The organism is Polaromonas sp. P3_C2 (genome assembly GCF_056402675.1).
Window position 1 is genome coordinate 1 of record NZ_JBFUGX010000880.1, and the last position, 1447, is coordinate 1447.

The 1447-nt window shown below is 56.5% G+C and carries 2 protein-coding genes; both read right to left on the bottom strand.

All coding sequences use genetic code 11. From position 1 onward, the window contains the following. A partial coding sequence (locus AC1DWI_RS22995; RefSeq protein ID WP_477725892.1) for a cephalosporin hydroxylase family protein occupies positions 1 to 699 on the bottom strand: 699 nt, incomplete at its 3' end. Then, positions 696 to 1447: NAD-dependent epimerase/dehydratase family protein (locus AC1DWI_RS23000; RefSeq protein WP_477725893.1), on the bottom strand; the 752-nt coding region annotated here is incomplete at its 5' end. The genes AC1DWI_RS22995 and AC1DWI_RS23000, both read right to left, overlap by 4 nt.

Genomic DNA, 1447 nt, shown 5'->3' on the forward strand with positions numbered 1-1447 from the left:
GTATTCCCATACCGCGGTCTTCGGGTTGTTGCCATGTGCCCAGGGGCGATCAGGGAACATATCGTTCGGCAGATCCTCGACAATCGTGTCGAACACGCAGCAATAACTGCCCGCACTTGTCAAAGGTGCGTAGGCTTCGAGTTCTGCCAATACGTGCTCGTGCGTATGGTTTGAATCGAGAAATACCATGACTTTTCGGTRCTTTTTCGCGATCGCGTGCACCTGTTCGATGATTTTTTCATCAGTCGATGAGCCCTCGAGCATCTGGATGCGGTGCGCCATCGGGTGTGCTTCTATTGCATCGCGATTGTGCTTGCGGATATCGATGTCGAGTCCGAGCACGTGGCGCGATGTGGCTTTCGGGTCGAGCGTGGAGCCGCTTTCGACGGCTTCGCAGTAATCAATCAACGCCAGCATTGCGGCGCTCATGAGCAATGAGCCGCCATGCGCGATGCCTGTTTCGATAATCAGATCCGGCTTGACCTGCCAGATCAGTTCTTGCGTCGCGACCATATCGACCGGGGTCTGGATAATGGGTCGGCCCTGCCATGAAAAGTTATACATATAGCGGCCGCGGAAAGCTTCCGCCATCCATTGCGACGACAGTGATTGCCATGATTTGTTGGCGGGATAGCTGGCGATGGTGCTGAATTTCTCAGCTTCGAAAGCCGCGATTGGATCGTTGGGTGTGGCGCTCACAGTGGTACTCCGTGTTGGATGGGATAGGTGGACAACAAGCCTGAGAGCCGATCTTTCAGCTTCATGGGCAGGTAGTGGAACTCGGTAGTTACCGCCGCTATGTCGACGGTCGGGAAAATGCGCTCGGGCGCGCCTGGTGCGAAGGAGATATGTGCGCCCGTCAGCGCCGCCAGCTCGCGTGCCAGTTCGGCGTGACATACGGATTGCCCGCTAGCTACGTTGTAGAGGCGCTGCCGGCCGCTAATCGCGATATTTTCGAGCAACGGTACGACATCGTCGATGTCGACGTAATCTTTGCAGGAGGTCGGACTTTCATGGATCGTGACGCTATTGGTCTCGCGCAGTTCACGGATCACCGACGCCAGGAATGTAGCTTTACCTTGCCCAGGGCCATAGACATTGGATAGCCTTGCCACCCGCACGGCCGGCGAAGCCTGCGTAAGACACAGGGCTTCACCGAGAAGCTTACTGAGGTCATACAGGCTGTCGGCCGACGGTGCGATCGAGATTTTCGCATCTTCTTTCGCGCTGTCAGTTGGCGCCAAGCTCGCGTAGACCCGAGTGCTTGAGAGGTATAGCCACGAATCGAAGCGGCTCGACTGGAGCAATGTTGAGAGTAAACCAACATGCGCTTCGACGGTGTCATGTGGTCGACTGCGAAAGTTGGCTGTCAGGCCGATCGCATAAATCACGTGGCCGAGGTTCTCCTCGCTATGGACTAGCGCGCCGCGCACCTGCGCGGTTACTT